The 17,695-nt window shown below is 70.6% G+C and carries 16 protein-coding genes and 1 pseudogene; 10 read left to right on the top strand and 7 right to left on the bottom strand.

Going from position 1 to position 17,695, the window contains the following annotated elements:
* Window positions 1-103: 103 nt before the first annotated feature.
* On the bottom strand, window positions 104-1,216 hold the full coding sequence (locus ACWDSL_RS43890) for an integrase core domain-containing protein (RefSeq protein ID WP_450494110.1): 1,113 nt from the start codon (window positions 1,214-1,216) through the stop codon (window positions 104-106).
* 182 nt (window positions 1,217-1,398) lie between these two features.
* Between ACWDSL_RS43890 and ACWDSL_RS43895 the strand changes: the two genes are divergently transcribed.
* On the top strand, window positions 1,399-1,716 hold the full coding sequence (locus tag ACWDSL_RS43895) for a hypothetical protein (protein WP_450494112.1): 318 nt from the start codon (window positions 1,399-1,401) through the stop codon (window positions 1,714-1,716).
* Window positions 1,717-1,744: 28 nt separating this feature from the next.
* On the opposite strand, the gene ACWDSL_RS43900 is transcribed toward ACWDSL_RS43895, so the two are convergent.
* Entirely contained in the window at window positions 1,745-2,380 is a 636-nt protein-coding gene (locus ACWDSL_RS43900; RefSeq protein ID WP_450494114.1) for an NUDIX domain-containing protein, read from the bottom strand.
* A gap of 238 nt (window positions 2,381-2,618) precedes the next feature.
* Between ACWDSL_RS43900 and ACWDSL_RS43905 the strand changes: the two genes are divergently transcribed.
* Genes ACWDSL_RS43905 through ACWDSL_RS43930 form a run of 6 tightly spaced genes read left to right on the top strand, consistent with a single transcriptional unit; the run spans window position 2,619 to window position 8,679 of the window.
* Entirely contained in the window at window positions 2,619-3,572 is a 954-nt protein-coding gene (locus ACWDSL_RS43905) for an SAM-dependent methyltransferase (protein ID WP_450494116.1), read from the top strand.
* A complete protein-coding gene (locus tag ACWDSL_RS43910) occupies window positions 3,572-4,858 on the top strand; it encodes a cytochrome P450 family protein (RefSeq protein WP_450494118.1) in 1,287 nt (428 codons plus the stop codon). Before ACWDSL_RS43905 ends, ACWDSL_RS43910 begins: the two co-directional genes overlap by 1 nt.
* 24 nt (window positions 4,859-4,882) lie before the next feature.
* A complete protein-coding gene (locus ACWDSL_RS43915; RefSeq protein WP_319698570.1) occupies window positions 4,883-5,758 on the top strand; it encodes an SAM-dependent methyltransferase in 876 nt (291 codons plus the stop codon).
* A gap of 1 nt (window position 5,759) precedes the next feature.
* The gene (rfbA, locus tag ACWDSL_RS43920; protein WP_352142254.1) at window positions 5,760-6,668 is read left to right on the top strand and encodes a glucose-1-phosphate thymidylyltransferase RfbA; all 909 of its coding nucleotides are present in this window, start codon (window positions 5,760-5,762) and stop codon (window positions 6,666-6,668) included.
* A complete protein-coding gene (rfbB, locus tag ACWDSL_RS43925; RefSeq protein WP_450494120.1) occupies window positions 6,665-7,654 on the top strand; it encodes a dTDP-glucose 4,6-dehydratase in 990 nt (329 codons plus the stop codon). Before rfbA ends, rfbB begins: the two co-directional genes overlap by 4 nt.
* A 29-nt stretch (window positions 7,655-7,683) precedes the next feature.
* On the top strand, window positions 7,684-8,679 hold the full coding sequence (locus ACWDSL_RS43930) for a Gfo/Idh/MocA family protein (RefSeq protein WP_450494122.1): 996 nt from the start codon (window positions 7,684-7,686) through the stop codon (window positions 8,677-8,679).
* Here the strand turns inward: ACWDSL_RS43930 and ACWDSL_RS43935 are convergent.
* The 4 genes and pseudogenes from ACWDSL_RS43935 to ACWDSL_RS43950 form a co-directional block, all read right to left on the bottom strand.
* Window positions 8,669-10,105: an NDP-hexose 2,3-dehydratase family protein gene (locus tag ACWDSL_RS43935; RefSeq protein ID WP_450494124.1), complete on the bottom strand. Its 1,437-nt coding sequence runs from the start codon at window positions 10,103-10,105 to the stop codon at window positions 8,669-8,671. The genes ACWDSL_RS43930 and ACWDSL_RS43935 overlap by 11 nt on opposite strands.
* Window positions 10,102-11,406: a lipopolysaccharide biosynthesis protein RfbH gene (gene rfbH / locus ACWDSL_RS43940; RefSeq protein WP_450494126.1), complete on the bottom strand. Its 1,305-nt coding sequence runs from the start codon at window positions 11,404-11,406 to the stop codon at window positions 10,102-10,104. Before rfbH ends, ACWDSL_RS43935 begins: the two co-directional genes overlap by 4 nt.
* Window positions 11,403-12,511: pseudogene (locus ACWDSL_RS43945) on the bottom strand (NAD-dependent epimerase/dehydratase family protein). The gene rfbH and the pseudogene ACWDSL_RS43945 overlap by 4 nt, the downstream one beginning before the upstream one ends.
* The gene (locus tag ACWDSL_RS43950; protein WP_450494127.1) at window positions 12,457-13,392 is read right to left on the bottom strand and encodes a putative sugar O-methyltransferase; all 936 of its coding nucleotides are present in this window, start codon (window positions 13,390-13,392) and stop codon (window positions 12,457-12,459) included. The pseudogene ACWDSL_RS43945 and the gene ACWDSL_RS43950 overlap by 55 nt, the downstream one beginning before the upstream one ends.
* Before the next feature lie 118 nt (window positions 13,393-13,510).
* On the opposite strand from ACWDSL_RS43950, the gene ACWDSL_RS43955 reads away from it, so the two are divergent.
* Window positions 13,511-14,800, top strand: a complete 1,290-nt coding sequence (locus tag ACWDSL_RS43955; protein ID WP_319698579.1) for an activator-dependent family glycosyltransferase — start codon at window positions 13,511-13,513, stop codon at window positions 14,798-14,800.
* Between the two features lie 2 nt (window positions 14,801-14,802).
* A complete protein-coding gene (locus ACWDSL_RS43960) occupies window positions 14,803-15,012 on the top strand; it encodes a ferredoxin (protein ID WP_319698581.1) in 210 nt (69 codons plus the stop codon).
* A 54-nt stretch (window positions 15,013-15,066) separates the two neighbouring features.
* Here ACWDSL_RS43960 and ACWDSL_RS43965 read toward each other — a convergent pair whose 3' ends face one another.
* Entirely contained in the window at window positions 15,067-16,329 is a 1,263-nt protein-coding gene (locus ACWDSL_RS43965; RefSeq protein WP_450494129.1) for a cytochrome P450 family protein, read from the bottom strand.
* 245 nt (window positions 16,330-16,574) lie between these two features.
* Between ACWDSL_RS43965 and ACWDSL_RS43970 the strand changes: the two genes are divergently transcribed.
* Window positions 16,575-17,695: beta-ketoacyl synthase N-terminal-like domain-containing protein (locus ACWDSL_RS43970; protein WP_450494131.1), on the top strand; the 1,121-nt coding region annotated here is incomplete at its 3' end.

Consider the following 17,695-nt stretch of genomic DNA (forward strand, 5'->3'; position numbering starts at 1 on the left):
AGGCCCTGCCTTCATGCCCCCGCGCGGCCACAATCACCTGAACAGCACACCCGTACGGAGCCCCCAGCCCTCCACTCGGTTTCGAGAAGCCCTCTTATTCCAATCAGGCTGCTGAGCTGGGCGTTTCCTGTGGATGATGCGGCGGCCGGGGTGGCATGGCGTGGTACTCGTTGAGCAGTCCGCCAAGTACCTGCTGGCGCTTGACCCCGGCCTGGGACAGGGGGATGACGTTCGGGTCGTCGTCGGGTGCTCGTAGGCCGAGGCTGCGGTGGGCTCGTCCCCCGTTGTAGTGCTCCGCGTACGTGGTAATGACCGTGCGCAGGTGCCGTTCGCCGGTGATGAGGAGGCGATCGGTACATTCGGCTCGGGCTGTGCGTATCCATCGTTCGGCAAACGCGTTTGACCGTGGTCTTTGCGGCGGTGTCGGGACGACAGCTGTGCCGTTGCCGGCGAAGACGGCGTCGAATGCGGCGGTGAACTTGCTGTCCCGGTCGCGGATGAGGAACCGGAAGCACCCAGCTCTGTCTTCGAGGTCCATGAGCAGGTTGCGGGCGAGTTGGGTGACCCATGCGCCGGTCGGGTGGGCGGTGACGCCCAGGACATGGACGCGCCGGGTGGCGATCTCCATGACGAAGAAGACATAAAGACGTCTGAGGAAGGCGGTCTCCACGTGCATGAAGTCGCAGGCGAGCAGCGTGTGGGCCTGGGCGCGGAGGAAGGAGCGCCAGGTCTGCTGGGATGCGCGCTGCGGTGCGGGTGGCAGGCCGGAGCGGCGGAGGACGCGCCGGATCGTAGCGGCGGCCACCCGTTGACCAAGCCGTCGGAGCTCACCTTGGATTCTGACGTATCCCCAGGTCGGGTTCTCTCGCGCCAGGCGCTGGATGAGCGCCGCAGTCTCTTCCGACAGCGGTGGCCGGCCGGGTCCGACCGCCGTCTGGCGCCACTTCCAGCGCACCAGACGGCGGTGCCAGTTCAGCAGCGTGCCCGGGGTGACCAGCCGATGGCGGCGCAAGGCGGATGGCAGATGCCGTGCGAGAGCGGAGAGCACGGCACGATCAGCCCATGTGAGCTGCGGTCGGTCGATCTGCCGGCGCAGCACAGCGACCTCGTGGCGGAGAGCAAGGATCTCGGCGTTGTTCGCGGCGGTCGATCGGCCCAGCAAAAGGAAGCAGCCCAGCAGCCGGCAGAAGATCAGGTAGAGCAGTCGCAGACCCACGATCAGTGATCATGCCCATACTTGGGTGACCGCAAAGCCCCAGGTCATCCGCGCACAGCAATAAAGACACCCTTCAGCCATTTTTGGCTGGTATCGCGAACATTCGGCGTGAAGATCCCGACTGCTTGGTTGGTGAGGCAGTCAGGGAAAGCGATAAGGTTCACGCCGCGCTCACGGCCCTGGTGGCCGCCCTGGAACCGAGCCACCCCGTCACCCGGTACACCCAGCAGGGGCTGACCGCCGTGACGGCGCTGGTGGAACTGCGGCCGGACTGGGCGGCGTACTGCAATGAGACGTTCTCGCTCGACCCGGAGGCCAGCGACCCGAGCAGCGAGATGAGCCGCTTGTGGGTCTCGGGCGACACGGTGCGCTCCTGGCCGAGGTTCTCCGAGGGGAAGGCTGCTCTGGATGCGGCGACAGGGCCGGTCGCCGACTTGCAGAATGAGCTGGCCGACTTCTGCGGCGTGAACCTTGCCCGGCCCGGGCTCGGCGCGGCGTAGATCGTCGGGAGGTGTTGAGGTTCGAAGCTCAGGAAATCGGGCCGAGCCCGGCCAGGAGCAGCGCGGTCACGCTGCCCGCCTCGGTGATCCGGCCTTCGCGGACGGCTTCGACGGCATCGGCGACGTCCCACCAGTGCACCGTCATGCCGATCTCAGTGTCGTCACGGTGGATGGTGCCGTTCCGTAGACAGGTGGCGACGAACAGATGCGTTCGCGCGCGCGTCGTCGCGGGCAACGGATCGATCACGCCAAGAGGTCGCAGTTCACTGGCGATGAAGCCCGTCTCCTCCTCCAGCTCCCGGGCAGCCGCCTCACGGGGGTCCTGGCCGCCGACACCGCCCCCTGGCAGATGCAGCACCCGGCGCCCCTGGAGGTAGAAGTCGTCCTCGACAAGCACCACCCGCCGCCGGCCATCGTCGATCGCGATGAGGGTGGTGTCGCCGCTGAGCCCGGTGACGAGCTGGACCCAGTCCAGGGTCTGGGGCCGGTCGGTGGTGAACGTGGCCATCCGGGTGCCGTCGCTGGTTATCCCGTACGCGCGCAGGCCGGTCTGCTGGGCCGAGCTGCTGCTCGGGGCGGCGAGGGCGAGCGCCGCCGTGGCGGCCAGGACCGCGACCGCCGCCGTCGGCCGCCGCCTGATCGCTCCTCTGCTTGTTGCCTTCATGAATTCTCCCCCTCCGGTGAAAGGTGTGGTGCATCGGGAACCACACGCTAGGCGGCGCGGCTGGACGTCGTCTGGACGGTGACTGGATGCGAACTCCTGGGCGAGAGACGGGAGTTGCTGGCACGGCCGGAGGCGGAGAAGCCGCCGGTCGCGGGGAGTGACAGGCGTGCTTTAGGCCTCTCGGCGACCGTCTCTCACAGACCGTGAGTTCCGGATGGCCGGCGATGGAAGGCCGAAGATGGCATCAACCACCGAGAAAGTCGTCGTTGACAAGAGCGGCAACCCGCTGACGAACGCGTTCGCGTCCGCAGTCCGCTTCGTGCGGTACATGACCGCTTCGCCCACCGCCCGCGTGGCCTCCTTCTACGAGCTCAACGACCGCCGCCTCAGCGGCACCAGCGCGTACCGCGACGTTCTTGGCCTCAACAGCCTCTACGTCAACTACGGCTGGTGGGAGGCCGGCTGCGCCGACCACGACGAGGCGTGCGAGGCGCTGGCCGAGAAGCTCGGCGAGGCCGCCGGCATCGCGGAGGGCGACGACGTCCTGGACGTCGGCTTCGGCTACGCCGAGCAGGACTTCCACTGGATGCGCACCAGGAACCCGGCCAGGATCGTGGGTCTCAACGTGACCCGCAGCCAGGTCGAGACGGGGCGGCGGCGCGCCGAGGAGATGAAGCTGAGCGACAGCGTCGACCTGCGCGTCGGCTCGGCGACGGACGTCCCCTTCGGCCCCGGCTCCTTCGACCGCGTCGTCGCCCTGGAGTCCGCCTGCCACTTCGACACCCGCAAGAAGTTCTTCGAGGAGGCCTTCCGGGTGCTGCGGCCGGGCGGCGTGCTCGCGACCTTCGACCTGGTGCCGCGCGTCCTGCCGCCGGGCCGCAGGACCCTGCTCACCCGCGTGGACAAGTGGGGACGCGGCCGGGTCATCCTGGAGTGCAACTGGTACCCGCGCTCCGTCTACGCCGACAAGCTCCGCGAGACCGGCTTCACCGACGTCGAGGTGCGGGACGTCAGCGACCGCGTCCTCATCCCGCAGGCGCTGCACTCGCGCAAGCGCCTCGACGCCGCCGACATCCAGCACCTCTCCCGATTCCAGCGGCGCCAGATGAGCGCGTACGCCAACCTCATCGCCCGGCGCGCCATCGTGCAGGAGTACGTCCTCGCGGTGGCCAGGAAGCCCGAGGACGCGTAATGGCGCGGGCCGAGGCGTCCGGGGCGGTGGGCCGCTGCCCGGTCGACATCAGCGACCCGGCGCTGACCGCCGACCCCTACGGCGGCTTCGCCCGCATCAGGGAGGAGGCCCCCGTCGTGCGCGGCCGGGGCGCGGACGGCCGCGTCGTGTGGATCGTCACCCGCCACGACGAGGTGATGACGGTCCTGACCGACCCCGGCTTCGTCAACAACTCCCGCTCCGTGCCGGGCACGACGGCCGACCTCCACGCCGAGTCGCTGATCCGCTTCGGCCTGCCGGAGGCGGTGGTCCCCTATCTCGCCGGGGCCGTCACGCAGCTCGATCCGCCACACCACACCCGGCTGCGCAAGCTCGTCGCGCGGGCGTTCTCCGCGCGGCGCGTGGCCGAACTCGCGCCCCGGGTGCGGGAGCTGACCGGCGAGCTGGTCGACGCGCTGCCGGGCACCGCCGGCGCCGACGGCTCCGTCGACCTGATCGAGCACTTCGCCTACCCGCTGCCCATCACGATCATCTGCGAGCTGATCGGCGTGCCCGCCGAGGACCGGGCGATGTGGCGGAAGTGGAGCAGCGACTACAGCAGCCTCTTCGCGCTCGGCGGCATGCTCGCCGAGTCCAGCGCGTACCTGCGGGAGCTGGCCGAACGCCGCCGCGCCGAGCCGGGCGACGACCTGCTCACCGGCCTGCTCCAGGTGCACGACGAGGAGAGCGGGCGGCTGTCGGAGACCGAGCTGGTCACCATGGTGATCACCCTGATGATCGCCGGGCACGAGACGACCGCCCACCTCATCGGCAACAGCGTCCTCGCGCTGCTGACCCACCCCGGCCAGCTCGCGCTGCTGCGCCAGGACCCGGAGCTGCTGCCGGGCGCCGTCCAGGAGCTGCTGCGCTGGTGCAGCCCGGTGGTCTTCGGCAAGCAGCGGTACGCCACCAGGGACGTCGAGGTCGGCGGCACCCTCATCGGCGCGGGCGATGTCGTGCTGCCGGTGCTGGGCGCGGCCAACCACGACCCGCGGCGCTTCCCGGACCCGGAGCGGCTCGACATCACCCGGCGCCCCGACGGCCGGGGCGTGGCGCACGTGGCGTACTCGCGCGGCCCGCACTACTGCCTGGGTGCCACCCTGGCCAACCAGGAGGCGGAGGTGGCGCTTTCGGCGCTCTTCGGCCGCTACCCCGGGATGCGGCTCGCCGTGCCCGAGGAGGCGCTGACGTGGAACCCCGTCCCCAGCACGCGGCAGCTCGCCCGGCTTCCCGTCCGGCTCGGCGGCGGCCCGGCGGCGAGCGCCTGACAACCCCCAACGGAGGTCGACACGATGACAATGGGCAAGGCGACGCCCGACGAGATCGCATCCGCCTACGACGGCATCGCCGACAACCTCGGCGAAGTGCTCGGCAGCAGCCTCCACATGGGGTACTGGGGCGGACCTGAACCGGCCCTCACGATCGAGGACGCCTCCCACCGCATGACCGACCTGATCATGGACGGGCTCGACACCAGCCCCGGCCAGCGGGTGATCGACATCGGATGCGGCACCGGCAGCCCGGCGATGCGGCTGGCCCGCGCCAGGAACGTCACCGTCGTCGGCGTCACCATCAGCGGCGTCCAGGTCGACATCGCCACCGAGCGGGCCGCCGCCGAGGGCCTGTCGGACCAGGTCAGCTTCCAGCGCGCCAACGCCATGGAACTGCCGTTCCCCGACGCGTCGTTCGACGCCGCGTGGGCCATCGAGTGCCTGCTGCACATGCCGGACCGGCTGACGGTGCTGCGCGAGATCGCGCGCGTCCTCCGGCCGGGCGGCTCGCTGGCCCTGTCCGACCCGGTGCTGCGCTCCCCGCACATGACCGGCGAGCAGCGCGAGGTCCTCGACCGCTACTACGACCTGTTCAAGGTCGTCAACGTGCCGCCGATCGACGACTACCCGGGGATCCTGCGGGACAGCGGCTTCCAGCTGGACCGGATGACCGACGTCGGCGACCACCTCGACCCGCACCGGTGGGGGCCGCGCGGCTGGCGGGTGCTGTCGGAGTCGCTGCGCCAGAACCCCGCCCTGACCGCCGACAAGTACGGCCTGACGCCCGAGCAGCACGACGCGTTCCTCACGGGGCTCGCCAGCATGGAGGCCCTGCCCGCCCAGGGCTATCTGCTGGTCTCCGCCCACCTGGCCGGCACCCGAGGAGGCAGTCGGTGAGATGAAGGGCATCATTCTCGCCGGCGGAAACGGGACACGGCTCCAGCCCCTCACCTTCGCGGGGTCCAAGCAACTCGCCCCCGTCTACGACAAGCCGATGATCTACTACCCGCTGTCCGTCCTCATGCTCACCGGCGTCCGGGACATCCTGATCATCTGCCGCGCCGAGGAACTCCACGTGTTCCGCCGGCTGTTCGGCGACGGCGCGCACCTCGGGCTGCGCATCGACTACGCCACCCAGGACAAGCCCCGCGGCATCGCCGACGCCCTCCTGGTCGGCGCCGACCACATCTGTGGCGAGGAGTGCGCGCTGATCCTGGGCGACAACCTCTTCCACGGCGCGCAGCTGCCCGTGCTGCTGCGCCGCAGCGCCGCCAAGCTGCGCGGCTGCGTGCTGTTCGGGCACGAGGTCGCCGACCCCCGGCAGTTCGGCGTCGCCGAGGTCGACGAGCACGGCAGGCTGCTGTCCATCCAGGAGAAACCCGAGCACCCGCCGTCGAACCTGGCCATCCCCGGCCTGTACTTCTTCGACGCCCGCGCCTGTGACATCGCGCGGAGCCTGGCGCCCTCGGCCCGCGGGGAGCTGGAGATCACCGACGTGCTGCGCGCCTACCTCGACGCCGGCACGGCGGACCTGGTGTGGCTGGGCCGCGGCGTCACCTGGCTGGACACCGGCACCCACGAATCCCTCCTCGACGCCGCCCGCTTCGTCCGCGACCTCCAGCACCGCCAGGGCACCCGCCTGGGCTGCGTCGAGGAGATCGCCATGTACATGGGCTACATCGGGCCCGACGCCTGCCACGCCCTGGGCGCCGAGATGAGCAACTCGCCCTACGGCCGGTACGTCATGGACCGGGCCGGCACCTTCCGCCAGGGCCTGCCGCCCCTGAGCTTCGTGGAGGAGATGTGAACCTCCTGGTCACCGGCGCCGCCGGCTTCATCGGCTCCGCCTACGTGCGCGGGTTCCTCGCCGGCTCCGGCGACACCCGGGGCGACGTCACCCGCGTCACCGTGCTGGACAAACTCACCTACGCCGGCACCCTCAGCAACCTCGACCTCACCGACCCCCGGCTGACGTTCGTCCGCGGCGACATCTGCGACGCCGAACTGGTCGGCTCCCTCATGGCGCAGGCCGGGCAGGTCGTCCACTTCGCCGCCGAGTCCCACGTGGACCGCTCCATCACCGACGCCGACGCGTTCGTCCGCACCAACGTCGAGGGCACCCACACCCTCCTGCAGGCGGCGCTGCGGCACGGCGTGGAGCGCTTCGTGCACGTGTCGACCGATGAGGTCTACGGCTCGGTCGAGACCGGTACCAGCCCCGAGACCGCCCCGCTGGAGCCCAACTCGCCCTACGCCGCCTCCAAGGCCGCCTCCGACCTGGTCGCCCTGTCCTACCACCGCACCCACGGCCTGGACGTCCGCGTCACCCGCTGCAGCAACAACTACGGACCGCACCAGTTTCCCGAGAAGGTCATCCCGCTGTTCATCACCAACCTGCTCGACGGCCAGGACGTGCCGCTGTACGGGGACGGGCTGAACGTGCGCGACTGGCTGCACGTGGAGGACCACTGCCTCGGCGTGGACCTGGTCCGCACCCAGGGCACCCCCGGCGCGGTCTACAACATCGGCGGCGGCACGGCGCTGACCAACCAGGAGCTGACCGGCCACCTGCTGCGGGCCTGCGGCGCCGACTGGAGCCGCGTGCGCTACGTCGCCGACCGCAAGGGGCACGACCGGCGCTACGCCGTCGCCGACGACAAGGCCCGCCAGGAGCTGGGCTACCGGCCCCGGCACGACTTCCGCGAGGGACTGGCCGCGACGGTCTCCTGGTACCGGCAGAACCGCTCCTGGTGGGAGCCGCTCAAGCGCGCCGCGCAGCCGGCGTCCCACTGAACATCCCGCCGCCGACGACAGGAGACACCGTGCACGCCCCGGCACCGCCCCTGCGGATCGGCGTACTGGGCTGCGCCGACTTCGCCCGGCGCCGCATGCTGCCCGTCATCGCCGCCGATCCCGGGCTGCGCCTGGCCGCCGTCGCCAGCCGCTCCGAGGCGAAGGCCGCCCGGTTCGCCGACGCCTTCGGCTGCGCCGCCGTCCACGGCTACGACGCACTGCTCGCCGCCCCCGACATCGACGCCGTCTACCTCCCGCGGCCGCCGATGCTGCACGCCGAGTGGATCGAGCGGGCGCTGCGCGCCGGCAAGCACGTCCTGGCGGAGAAGCCGCTCACGGCCGATGCCGCCGGCACCGAACGCCTGCTGCGGCTGGCCGCCGACCGCGGCCTGGTGCTGCTGGAGAACCTCGTCTTCCCCCACCACGCCCAGCACGCCGCCGTGCGCAAGTTTCTGGCCGACGGCGCCATCGGCGAGGTACGCGACGTCGCCGTCGCCTTCACCATCCCGCCCCGGCCCGAGGACGACATCCGCTACCAGCCCCGGGTCGGCGGCGGCGCCCTGCTCGACATGGGCGTCTACCCGATCCGCGCCGCCCTGCACTACCTCGGGCCCGAGGTGGAGGTCGTCGGCGCCGTGCTGCGCTCCCAGGCCGCCACCGGCGTCGTCGTCGCCGGCCGCGTCCTGGCCCGCACCCCGGCCGGGGTGACCGCCGACCTGGCGTTCGGCATGGAGCACTCCTACCGCACCAGCTGCGAGTTCGCCGGCAGCGCCGGCCGGCTCCAGCTCGACCGCGTCTTCACCCCGCCGCCGGACTTCCCGCCGGTGGTGCGGATCGAGCGGCAGGACGGCCGCGAGGAGGTCGTGCTGCCCGCCGACGACCAGTACGCCAACGTGGTGCGCCACTTCGTCCACGCCGTGCGCACCGGGACCCCGGCCCAGGCGGAGGCGGAGGCGGAGGCGACCCTGCGCCAGGCCCGGCTCGTCGGCGAGGTCGAGAGCCGGGCCGTGCGCGTCACGGTGTGAGCGGCGCCCCGGCCCACCCGGACCCGGCCGAGGCGGCGTTCAGGCAGGTCAGCAGGGTGCGCGCCTGCACCGTCACGTAGTGGCTGTGCAGGGCGAGCGCGGCGAGCTGGGCGTGCGAGACCCAGCGGAACCCGGGCGGCGGCGCCAGCGGCGCCTGGCTCTCGTCCGCCTCCACCAGCAGGTAGCGGCTGACCGCGTTGAGGAACCGCCCGCCCTCCTCGTCGTGGAGCGCGCTGTAGCGCACCCGCGCCGGGTCCGGGTCGCGGACCAGGTCGAGGAAGGGCGGCTGCCGGTCGGCCGGCAGGTGGGCGTAGTTGCCGAGGGTGACCTGCACGGTCGGGCCCAGCTCCGCCTCGCGGAAGCCGCCCTCCGCCTTCGCGCTGGCCAGCACGTGCGTCACGCCGTCGATCTCGCGGGTGAGGAAGGCCGCCAGGCCCTGGCCACACGGCTCAAGGATCGGCTGCGTCCAGTGGGAGACCTCGCGGCTGCCGGCCTCCACCGACACGCCGACGACGCGGAAGTACCGGCCCTCCTCGTGGCGTACGGTCCCCTCCGCCGCGTCACGGACCCAGCCGGGCACCGAGGCCAGGGGGACGCGGTCGGCGTGCACCGGGCTCTGCGAGCGGGCGTCGGCCAGCCACGACAGCACCTCGGCGTCGGAGAACAGGGCGCGCGGCGCCGGCCCGCCCGGCAGACCCGCCAGCACCGACCGGGCGTCCATGTTCACGACGTTGTCCCGGTGCAGCAGCCGCGCTATCTGACCCAGCGTCAGCCAGCGGAAGTCCGCGTGCTCCTCGACCGGGCCGTCCACCTCGACGATCATGTTCCGGTTGCGCTTGCGGAAGAACCACGAGCCGTGCTCGGACTGGAGCACGTCCGACAGCACGCGCGCGCCCGACAGGTCCCGGAAGTACTCCAGGTACCGGACGGCGGAACCCTGGTGCACCTTCGTGTAGTTGCTGCGGGTGGCCTGCACGGTCGGGGACAGCTGGAGCAGGTTGGAGTTGCCCGGCTCCATCTTCGCCTGCATCAGGAAGTGCAGCACCCCGTCGATCTCCCGGGCCAGGATGCCGAGGATGCCCACCTCCAGCTGGCAGATGACGGGCTGCTGCCAGGCGTCGACCGGCACGTGTGCGCCGTCCTCGTGCTCGACGGCGACCCGCAGCCCCTCCACCGTGAAGAACCGGCCGCTGCGGTGCGCCAGGTTCCCGGTGTCCTCCTGGAAGGACCAGCCGTCCAGCTCGTCCAGCTTGATGCGGTCCACCGCGAAGTGGATCTCCCGCTCCCGGCGCTCCAGCCAGGCCAGCACGTCGTCGGCGTCGCGGACCTGGCCCTGGAGCGCCGCCGCGGACCGGGCGATCCGGCCGGCGAGCGCGGCGTCCTCGCGCGGCGTCGTACGCGGCCGCACCGAGATCGTGTCACTCATCGGTGGCTCCCGACGAACCCGGTGATCGACGCGATGACGTAGTCGATCATGTCCTCGGTGATGGCGGGGTAGACGCCGATCCAGAACGTCTGCTCGGTGATGATGTCGCTGTTGGTCAGGTCGCCGACGACGCGGTGCGGCTGATCGAGGTACGCGGGGTGGCGGGTGAGGTTGCCGGCGAACAGGCGGCGTGTGCCGATCTTGCGCCCCTCCAGGAAGTCGACGAACTCGGCGCGGGAGAACGGCGCGTCCGGCGCGACGGTGATCGCGAAGCCGAACCAGCTGGGGTCGCTGCGCTCGGTGGCCTCCGGCAGGATCAGGTGGGGGATGCCGTCCAGACCGTCCCGCAGGCGGCGCCAGTTGGCCCGGCGGGCGGCGCAGAAGGCGTCGAGCTTGGCGAGCTGGGTGAGGCCGAGAGCCGCCTGGATGTCGGTCGACTTCAGGTTGTACCCGACGTGGGAGAAGATGTACTTGTGGTCGTACCCGGCCGGCAGGGTGCCCATCTGGTAGTCGAAGCGCTTGAGGCACTTGTTGTTCTCGCCCGGCTCGCACCAGCAGTCCCGGCCCCAGTCGCGCAGCGACTCCACGATGCGGGCGAACGTCAGGTTCGAGGTCAGCACGCAGCCGCCCTCGCCCATGGTGAGGTGGTGGGCGGGATAGAAGCTCACCGTGGTCATGTCGCCGAAGGTGCCCGTCAGCCTGCCGTCGTAGGTCGAGCCGACCGCGTCGCAGTTGTCCTCGATGAGGAACAGCCCGTGGTCGGTGGCGAGCTGCGCGATCTCGGCGACCTGGAAGGGGTTGCCCAGCGCGTGCGCGATGATGATGGCCCGGGTGCGCGGCCCGATCGCCTCCGCCACGCGGGCGGCCGTGGCGTTGTACGTGCCCAGCTCCACGTCGACGAAGACGGGCGTGAGGCCGTTCTGCAGGATGGGGTTGACGGTGGTGGGAAAGCCGGCGGCGACGGTGATCACCTCGTCGCCCGGGCGCAGGCGCATGTCCTCCAGCACGTGCGAGGTCAGCGCGGAGACCGCCAGCAGGTTCGCCGAGGAGCCCGAGTTCGTCAGGTGCGCCTTGCGCCGCTTGAGCCGGCGGGCGAACGCCGACTCGAACTTCCGGGAGCTGCGGCCGGCCGCGATCCGCATCTCCAGCGCGGCCTCGACCAGCGCCGCCCGGTCGTCCTCGTCGAGGACCGCCCCCGAGGGCCAGATCTCCGTGACCCCGGGAACGAAGCCCCGCCCCTCCTGGCTGTCGTGGTGATACTTGCGCACCTCGTCGAGGATGTGCGCGGCCCGGTCACTCATCTGCTGTCCTTCCCATGGCTGTTCAGGGGCACGCTGGCCGTCGCGGCCCGCGCCACGGGAGGCGGCACCACGCCTGCGTCCGTGAGCAGATCGCGCAGCGACTCGCGCAGGGTCCGGCGCGGCTCCCAGCCCAGCTGGGGCCGCGCCCGTGAGATGTCCAGCAGCTGCCACGCGGCGTCCGATCGGGTCAGGCCCAGGGCCGGGTCCTCCACGACACGCATCGGCAGGCCGCTGAGGGAGATCATCGTGTCGACCAGCTCGCGCACCGGCACCGCCGTGCCGCCGCCGATGTTGAGCACCGCGCCCGAGGCGCCGGCCGGTGCCACGGCCGCCGCGAGGACGGCGTCCGCCACGTCCCGCACGTCGACCAGGTCGCGGTGGCTGCGCAGCGGCGCGAGCCGCAGCTCCTCGCGGCCGGCCGCCAGGTGGGAGGCGACGACCCCGGGGAGGCTGTTGCCGGGCGCGCCGGGACCGCAGGCGAGACCCGCAGCACCACCGCGTCAAGCCCCAGCTCGGCGGCGGCCCGCAGGACGGCCTGCGAGCCCAGCAGCTTCGTGCGGCCGTACACGGAGGCCGGCCGCAGCGGCCAGTCCTCGCCGATCGACGTTCCCGGCGGGGCCGGGCCGTACTCGTAGGCGCTGCCCAGGTGGATCAGCCGCGGGCGCCCCGGCTGCTCGGCGACGGCCCGTGCCAGCCGGCTCACGAGCGTGGAGTTCAGCTCCGTCATCTCCCGCTCGTCGCCGCCTCAGACCGCCCCCGAGGCGTTCACCACCACGCGCGCCCCGGTGCCGGCGCACAGCCAAGCCAGCTCCGCCGGGCCGGCCGCGGCCAGGTCCAGGCGTACCGTCCGGCAGCCGTCCTCGTCCCGGTCGCCGCCCGCGCCGCGCGAGACGCGCACCACCCGCGCGCCCGCGGCGGCGAACGCGGAGCAGACGTGCCGTCCCAGGTACCCCCGGCCACCCAGGACGAGGACTGGCGTGCTGGCCAGCTCATCGGGGCGGTCGGTCGGGTGCGGCGGGGTGGCGGCCATGGGTTCCTCCAGGACAGGGCCTACGCGTGGTCGCCGGCGTTCTTCCGGTAGAGGGCCTGCCAGAAATAGCTCCATGGGATGCCCCGCGTGTCGGCCGCGACCGTCCAGTTCTCGCCGGGCCGGTAGGCGTCGATGAAGAGTGGCACCGACGCCGCGACGGACTCGGTGTCGTGGATGTCGACGATCTGCCGCAGCGGCCCGTTCGCCAGGGCCAGCTTCACGGCCTCCTCACCCTTCCCGTGGCCGTCCATGCTCTTGTCGATGTACTTGCCGACGGGGTTCTTCACGAAGAACCCCGTGCACCGCTCGTCGATCAGGCGCAGGTATGCCGAGACGGTGTCGGGGGCCATCTCCGTGAACGAGTGCACGTTGACGGACAGGTCGTACCGGTCGGACCCCAGCGCCGTCTCGATGTCCTCCACCTGCACGAACTTCATCTTCGCGAACTGCTTTTCGTCCAGCACCGCGCGCAGGTACGCCGTGCTCAGCGAAAGGGTGTTCTTCAGGTCGATGATGGTGTAGGACGCGAGGTCGTAGTTGGACAGCATCGCGTGGACCGTGCGGCCGTATCCCGCGCCGATCTCCAGGACGTGGGCGCCGTGGAGATCCATCTCCTTCTCGATGAAGCCGAGTTCGAGAGCCGCCTGGAGATAGTCGAGGCAGATGTCGTGGCCCTCGTAACGAATCGAGACCGGATCACCGACCTCGCGGTTCTCTATCCTCTCGATCCTCGCCCAGTCGTCGTCGCCGAGACGCGTCGCCAACTCGTAGACGAGTGCCCTCAGATACCTGATCCCGTTGGTCGTCGGGTCCCAGAGGGCGAGATTGAAATTCCTCCGATCCGACTTGAAGCCACGGAGATCGGCCGCCGAATTCTCGGTGACCCAGAGCTCGCTGATACGGTCCCACTGCCGGCTGGCCTGAAATGCCTTCGCCATCCCGCCCTCCTTCTCCATCGACGACGGTCACGTGCTGTCACGCGAAGCCTAGCCAGCAGCGCTAAAGGCGTACTGACAGCGCAACACTCGCTTTAGGGGTGTCCATAGAGTTGAGAGCCGGAGAGGAGATGACACCATGCGTGTGCTATTCGTCACGTACCCGGCGCGAACCCATTTCCACCACATCGTGCCCGTGGCCTGGGCACTGCGGACGGCCGGCCACGAGGTGCACGTCGCCAGTGGGCCCGAGCTCACCGACGTCATCACCGGAGCAGGGCTGACGGCGGTCGCGGCCGGATCGGACGAACCCCTGCGGGAGAAGGTCAACCGGTTCTCCGAGACGGCCAACAGGACCGGCTTCCAGATCCCCGACATCGGCATGGCCGAGGACCGGCCGGAGATGCTGACCTTGGAGAAGCTGAAGCGGTACCACTCCGGCCTCGCGGAGATCCTCAAGGTGCAGAACGACTCGATGATCGAGGATCTGGTGGCCTACGGCCGCTGGTGGAAGCCCGACCTGGTGGTCTGGGAGTGGCTCAGCAACGCCGGCCCCGTCGTCGCGGCCGCGGTGGGCGCGGCCCAGGCCCGCATGTCCCTCATCATCGAGGTCGACGTCCGGCTGCGCGGCCACTTCCTCGCAGCCCTGGCGCGGCAGGCACCCCAGGACCGCGAGGACCCGGTGGCGGAATGGGTGAACGGATGGGGCGAGAAGTACGGCTTCGCCTTCTCCGAGGAGATGTTCACCGGGCAGTTCGTGATCGACCAGATGGTCCCCTCCCTGCAACTGGAATCCGCGGTGCCGCACGTCCCCGTGCGCTACATCCCCTACAACGGCCAGGCGACCGTGCCCGAATGGTGCCGCGCCGAACCGGAGAAACCGCGCGTCCTCGCCACCTTCGGCGTCAGCATGTGGAGCGTGATGGGCGACCAGCTCATTTCCACCAATCGCCTCCAGGACATGCTGGACTCGATGGCCGACCTCGACATCGAGCTCGTGCTGACCCTCCCCGAGCGCATTGAGAAGAGGCTCCGCAGCATCCCGGGGAACACCAGGATCGTCCCCTTCGTGCCCCTGCACGCCATCGTCCCCTCCTGCTCCGCCGTCATCCACCACGGAGGCATTCCCGGCTTCTCCGTCTCCGCGAGCCACGGCGTCCCGCAACTCATGGTCAGCCGCGCCGCCCCGGACGCCGATCTGCGGGGCGGCCTGCTGGAGAAGGCCCAGGCCGGGCTGTGGCTGGCCCCCGAGGAGATGACGGGCGAGACCCTCAGGGACCGGCTGGTCCGGCTCCTGGACGACCCCGCGTTCCGGTCGGGCGCCGGGCGGCTCCGCGAGGAGATGCTGGCCCAGCCCACTCCCAACGACGCGGTGGCCGAGATCGAGAGGCTGACGGACGCACAGAGCAGAAGGAAGAAGGAGCGGTGAGCATGCGGATCATCCGCGACACGGACACCTGCGTCAGCACGGGCATGTGCGCCCTCCTGGCACCGGAGGTCTTCACCCAGAACGAGAAGGACGGCACGGTCGAGGTCACCGACGCCGAACCGCAGGCGGAACTCCACGAGCTGGTCAGGCGGGCGGTGGCGAACTGCCCGGTCCGCGCCATCAGCATCGACGAGGAGATCGACGAGGGATAGGCAGGAGAGCGTTCGCGGTCCGGCTCCTGCTGTCCAGCAGGAGCCGGAGCCGTTTCAGGCCGCGGGAGTCCCGAGGCGGAGCGGCAGGCGGTCAAGACGCCGGATGCCCGGGACCCGCCGCCAGGCGGTCTCCTCCACCGGCACGCCGAGGGACAGCTCCGGATAGCGGCGGAAGAGCGTCCGCAGCAGCACGTCGATCTCCTGCGTCGCCAGCACCGCACCCAGGCAGTAGTGCGGCCCCAGCGAGAACGCCGCGTGCTGGATGCCCCGGTTGTTGTCCGGCTGCCGCCTGAGGTCCATCCGGTCGGGGTCCTGGAACTTGCGCGGGTCCCGGTTGGCCACCCCCAGGATCGGCAGGACCAGGTCGCCCTGCCGGATCCGCGTGTCGTTGATCGTCACGTCCGCCGTGGCGTACCGCTGCTGCGCGAAGAACGCCGGCGTGCCATAGCGCAGCAGCTCCTGGATGGCGCCCGGCATCAGCTCCATGTCGTCCAGGAGGAGAGCGAGCTGCTCGGGATGGGTCAGCAGGGCGTGCACGCAGTTGCCGGCGAAGAACGACGTCGCCTCGTGCCCGGCGTAGACCAGCAGGAACACCATGGAGATGAGCTCGGTCTCCGTCAGCTGGTGGCCCTCGTCGTCGTGCGTCTGGATGAGCGCGGTGAGGAGGTCGTCCGCCGGCTCGACCCGGCGCTTCTGGATCATCTCCTTCACGTACTCGCTGGTCACCTGCAGCATCCGGGGCAGCCGGAACGCGTTGTCCATGTCGCTCGACACGTACCACAGGTCCTTGTCCTGCTGCGGGATACCGATCAGCTCGCAGATGATCGTCAGCGGCAGCGGCAGGGCGAGGTGCTCGATCAGGTCCACGGTCCCGTCGTCGGCGATGTGCTGGGGCAGCGCGTCGACCAGCTCCTCGGTGACCGCCGTCATGCGCGGGTGCAGGCGGGAGATCCGCTGCATGGAGAACGTCCGCGCCACCAGCTTCCGCAGCCGGGTGTGGTCCGGCGCGTCGAGATGCATCATCATCTCGGTCCGGTAGGGGATCAGGTCCTTCGGAATCCCCAGCCGCGTCAGCTGCGTGACCTGGTAGTCGGTGTCGTTCCCTGGGATGGAACGGGAGTTGTTGGCGAAACGCGGGTCCGTCAGCACAGCGGCGACGTCTTCGTAACGGGTGACGAGCCACACCGGCTCGTCGTTCCACAGCCGGCCCCGGGCGATGGGGGTGGTCTCCCGGATCCGACCGAATCCGCCGTAGGGATCGGCGATGAGATGCGGATCGATCACCTGGTACTCGCCGGACTTCTGGGTTGCTGTCATCGGATTCTCTTCCCTGAGAGCCGGGCACGGTCACGAAGATTCCGGGATACCACGCATGCTCGGCGGGCGGCCTAAAGGCGGGCTAACACGGCCGCCAGTGCGCCCGGAGAAGACCCCCGGTGGTTAGCTCGACTTAAGGAGAACTGTCAAGAATTGGTCCATTCACCAAGGGAGTCGTCCTGCCGCGCGCCGCCGTCGATGACGCCTGGCGCCCATTTCGCAGCGGAGGAGAGGGGACGCCAGCGATGGCGAACGACGAGGCGAAGCTTCTCGACCACCTCAAGTGGGTCACGGCAGAACTCCGCGACACGCGGCAGCGCCTGCGCGCGGCCGAGTCAGCAGAGCCCGAGCCCATCGCGATCATCGGCATGGCCTGCCGCTACCCCGGCGGGGTCGCCAGCGCCGACCAGCTGTGGGAGATGGTCGCCTCGGGCCGCGACGCCGTTGGCCCCTTCCCGGCCGACCGGGGCTGGGACCTCGACTCCCTCTTCGACCCCGACCCCGACCGGCCCGGCACCAGCTACGTGCGCGAGGGCGGATTCCTCTACGACGCGGGCGAGTTCGACGCCGGCTTCTTCGGGATCTCGCCGCGCGAGGCATTGGCGATGGACCCGCAGCAGCGGCTGCTGCTGGAGACCGCGTGGGAGGCCATCGAAAACGCGAAAATCGCCCCGCACGCATTGCTCGGCACCGACACCGGGGTCTTCGCCGGAATTAACACCAACGACTACATGATCCTCAGCGCCATAACCGGCCAGGACGTGCCGGAGGGATACGTCGTGACCGGCAGCGCGACAAGCGTCGCCTCGGGCCGCGTCTCGTATGTGCTGGGGCTTGAGGGCCCTGCGGTGACGATCGACACCGCCTGCTCGTCGTCGCTGGTGACCATCCACATGGCCGCGCAGGCGCTGCGGGGTGGCGAGTGCTCGCTGGCGCTGGCGGGCGGGGTGACGGTGATGGCGACGCCGGGGGGGTTCACGGAGTTCTCGCGGCAGCGGGGGCTGGCGGCGGATGGGCGGTGCAAGTCGTTCGCCGGGGCCGCGGATGGTACGGGGTGGAGTGAGGGCGTTGGTGTGCTGCTGCTGGAGCGGTTGTCGGATGCGCGGCGGAACGGGCACAGGGTGCTGGCGGTGGTGCGGGGTTCTGCCGTCAACCAGGACGGTGCGTCGAATGGCCTGACGGCGCCGAACGGGCCTTCGCAGCAGCGGGTGATCCGGCAGGCCCTGGCCAACGCCCGCCTCGCACCGGGCGACGTCGACGCGGTCGAGGCTCACGGGACGGGTACGACGCTGGGTGACCCGATCGAGGCGCAGGCGCTGCTGGCGACGTATGGGCAGGGGCGGTCGGAGGAGCGGCCGTTGTGGCT

The organism is Streptomyces sp. NPDC000941, assembly GCF_053599555.1.

Excerpts from the sequence above, each read along its gene's own strand:
- rfbH (WP_450494126.1), bottom strand. The coding sequence starts at position 11,406 with ATGAGTGACCGGGCCGCGCACATCCTCGACGAGGTGCGCAAGTATCAC.
- ACWDSL_RS43900 (WP_450494114.1), bottom strand. The coding sequence starts at position 2,380 with ATGAAGGCAACAAGCAGAGGAGCGATCAGGCGGCGGCCGACGGCGGCG.
- ACWDSL_RS43960 (WP_319698581.1), top strand. The coding sequence starts at position 14,803 with ATGCGGATCATCCGCGACACGGACACCTGCGTCAGCACGGGCATGTGC.
- ACWDSL_RS43905 (WP_450494116.1), top strand. The coding sequence starts at position 2,619 with ATGGCATCAACCACCGAGAAAGTCGTCGTTGACAAGAGCGGCAACCCG.
- ACWDSL_RS43910 (WP_450494118.1), top strand. The coding sequence starts at position 3,572 with ATGGCGCGGGCCGAGGCGTCCGGGGCGGTGGGCCGCTGCCCGGTCGAC.
- ACWDSL_RS43915 (WP_319698570.1), top strand. The coding sequence starts at position 4,883 with ATGACAATGGGCAAGGCGACGCCCGACGAGATCGCATCCGCCTACGAC.
- ACWDSL_RS43965 (WP_450494129.1), bottom strand. The coding sequence starts at position 16,329 with ATGACAGCAACCCAGAAGTCCGGCGAGTACCAGGTGATCGATCCGCAT.
- ACWDSL_RS43950 (WP_450494127.1), bottom strand. The coding sequence starts at position 13,392 with ATGGAGAAGGAGGGCGGGATGGCGAAGGCATTTCAGGCCAGCCGGCAG.
- rfbA (WP_352142254.1), top strand. The coding sequence starts at position 5,760 with ATGAAGGGCATCATTCTCGCCGGCGGAAACGGGACACGGCTCCAGCCC.
- ACWDSL_RS43935 (WP_450494124.1), bottom strand. The coding sequence starts at position 10,105 with ATGAGTGACACGATCTCGGTGCGGCCGCGTACGACGCCGCGCGAGGAC.
- ACWDSL_RS43955 (WP_319698579.1), top strand. The coding sequence starts at position 13,511 with ATGCGTGTGCTATTCGTCACGTACCCGGCGCGAACCCATTTCCACCAC.